This is a genomic window from Bauldia sp., from assembly GCF_020442045.1.
In the GTDB taxonomy this organism is placed as follows: domain Bacteria; phylum Pseudomonadota; class Alphaproteobacteria; order Rhizobiales; family Kaistiaceae; genus Bauldia.
This window is the reverse complement of record NZ_JAGRLA010000019.1, coordinates 1-2,714: the sequence shown is the minus strand read 5'-3', so window position 1 is coordinate 2,714 and position 2,714 is coordinate 1. Positions and strand designations below refer to the sequence as shown.

General features: G+C 66.6%; 3 protein-coding genes. All 3 read right to left on the bottom strand.

What is annotated here, in order from left to right; translation table 11 throughout:
- On the bottom strand, positions 1-952 hold a 952-nt coding region (locus tag KDJ86_RS02095; protein ID WP_291742240.1), incomplete at its 3' end, for a Zn-dependent alcohol dehydrogenase.
- Between the two features lie 83 nt (positions 953-1,035).
- Positions 1,036-1,803 (bottom strand): hypothetical protein, encoded by a 768-nt coding sequence (locus tag KDJ86_RS02090; RefSeq protein ID WP_291742238.1) that lies wholly within the window; start codon positions 1,801-1,803, stop codon positions 1,036-1,038.
- 13 nt (positions 1,804-1,816) lie between these two features.
- On the bottom strand, positions 1,817-2,714 hold an 898-nt coding region (locus tag KDJ86_RS02085), incomplete at its 5' end, for an alkaline phosphatase (protein ID WP_291742236.1).

Genomic DNA, 2,714 nt, shown 5'->3' with positions numbered 1-2,714 from the left:
GGAAGTCGATCCGGAAGCGGTTGGAGCCCATGATCGCGCCCTGCATGCGCTTTTCGGTGACCAGCATCTCGATGCCGGGAATCTCGATGTTGACGCCCGGCGTGATCATGCCGATCAGCGTGGCGAGCCCGCGCGGGCGCATCATGTGATAGGCCTGCTCGGCCGTCTGCTTCAGGCCGACGCATTCGAAGGCATAGTGCACGCCGCCCTTGGTGAGCTCCTTCACGGCGGCAACGGCATCGACCTTGGAGGGATTGACCACATCGGTGGCGCCGAAGCGCACGGCGAGCTGAAGCTTCTCGTCGGAAAGGTCGACGGCGATGATGCGGCTCGCCCCGGCGATGGCAGCGCCGTTGATGGCGGAGAGGCCGACGCCGCCGCAGCCGACGATGGCGACGGTCGATCCGGGCTCGACTTGCGCGGCGTGGAAGACCGAGCCGACGCCGGTGATGACGCCGCAGCCGATCAGGCAGGCGCGGTCGAGCGGCATGTCCTTGTCGATGGCGCAGAGGGCGTTCTCGTGCACGAGGATCTGTTCGGCGAAGGAGGAGAGGTTGAGGAACTGGCCCACTTTCTCGCCCTTGATCGAGAGGCGGGGGGCCTCAGTGGGCGCGCGCTGGAATTTCTCGCGATTGACCGTGTGGCACACCGACATGTGGCCGGAGAGGCAGTATTCGCACGTGCCGCAGAAGGGCGAGAGAATGGAGATGACATGGTCGCCCGGCTTCACCGCCGAGACCATGGAGCCGACCTGCTCGACCACGCCGGCGCTTTCATGACCGAGGATAACCGGCAACTCGGCCGGGAAGTTGCCGTCCCAGAAGTGCACGTCGGAATGGCACACACCGACGGCCTTGAGGCGCACCAGGACTTCGCGGGGGCCCGGCTTGTCGATGGTGACGTCCTCGATCGACAGCGGCTGGTTGGGCGCGCGCATCACGGCAGCTTTCATGGCGGTGTTCCTCCGGTCTTTTGATTGCGGGAACCATCGCGCCGAAACGGAGCCTTGGCCAGCCTTGCCGTTGGGAGAGGCCTTCAGGAGAGGCGCGGGCCGGTGAGGGCGCGCCAGGCTTCGGTAAGAATCGCCCGGTCCTCTTCCGGCAGAAGGCGCGGCGCGCCGAGCGCCATCGCCGCTTCGCAGAGGGCGAGGGCGGCCTCGCCCCAGGGGTCGACGAGATGCAGGTCCGGGTCGTCGTCGTCGCCACCCTCGGGATACATGGCATCCTCGCCGAGCAGTTCGACGGCGCGGGCGCAGGTGCAGTTGAACACGGCGCTGAGACCGCGATTGATGGGCGAGACCGGCGCATCGCCGCCGGCGCCGATGACGCCCTCCCAATCGGCAAATTCCCGCTTCGCCGGGGACAGCCCGTCCCAGCGGAGCCAGGCTTTGGAATAGATCTGCCCGGACTCCCGCGCGCGATGGTCTGCAAGGATTTCGGCGTCTTCGGGCGTCAGGTTGCGGGCGGACTCGATCACCCAGGCAACGCCTTCGCCGTCCGGTCCGAACAGAGTGTGCGGCGGCAGGCGGCGCATGAGGCGCACAGCGACGCAGCGGGTATAGTCACCGGTATGGCCCTGCGGGTCGAGGGCGTCGACGACTTCGGCTTCCCACAGGATGCCTGGCCAGTCCGTGACCAGAACATCCTGCAATGCGTGGAGCAGCACGATCCATGGCGCCTCGCGCGACGGGTTGCGGACCGTGTCGCCTTCCTGTGCGGTCAGGAAACGCCGGTCGGCATCGCGGCCTGACGCGAAGATGAAACCGGTCGTCTGCTTGCCCTTGCGGGCGCCAAAGAGACTCAACTTCCTGCGGGCCCTATTCGTCGGTGGCGGGCGCGGCGACGAGACCGGAGGCGCGGCCCATGACCTGGAAGATCTCGTTCTCCTCGATCACGCCGGAGACGAGATTGGCGCCGGGGCCGGACGCGAAGACGGCAACGTCTTCGCCGCCATGGGCTTCCGACAGCATCGGCACTTCGGATTGCTGAAGGAAGTCCTTGTCCGTCGTATCGACATCGGTGAGGTCGAGGCGGGTGCAGACGAGGTCCCCGCCGACGGCGCGGCAGGCACCGGGGCCGTTGGCATAGCTGAGCGTCGTGTACGGCTTGCCGTCGATCGCTTTCATGTAGCCGCCGCCGGCGCCGCCATCGACTTTGCCGAGGATCGGATTGCCGCGGCTGGGATAACCGGAAATGGTCAGCGTGTGGGAGTGGTCCGCCGTCACGATGACGAGCGTGTCGTCCCGGCTGGTCATGTCAAGCGCAGCGGCAATGGCCTGGTCGAAGGCGTCGGTGTCGGACAGCGCGCGGGCGGCATTGCCGGCATGGTGGGCATGGTCGATGCGGCCGCCTTCGACCATGAGGACAAAACCGTCCGGGTCCTGCGACAGGCGGGTGATGGCGGCGCGGGTCATCTCGGCGAGGGATGGTTCGCCCGCCGGGTCATCGGCGCGGTCGAGGTCGAACTGCATGTGGGAATTGTCGAACAGGCCCAGCACCTTGTCTTCACCGGTAAAGTCCTCGGCTTCGAAACCGGCAAGGTCTGTGATGTATTTGTGGTGATCGTCTTTCGCCTCCCATTCGGCGATCAGGTCGCGGTCGTCGCGGCGGAAGCTGGTCTTCACCGGTTCTTCCGGGTCCGGCGTTCCCTGTTTCATGAAGTTGCTGCGGCCGCCGCCGAAGGCGACCTCGAAGCCGTCGCCTTCCGGCCAGTCG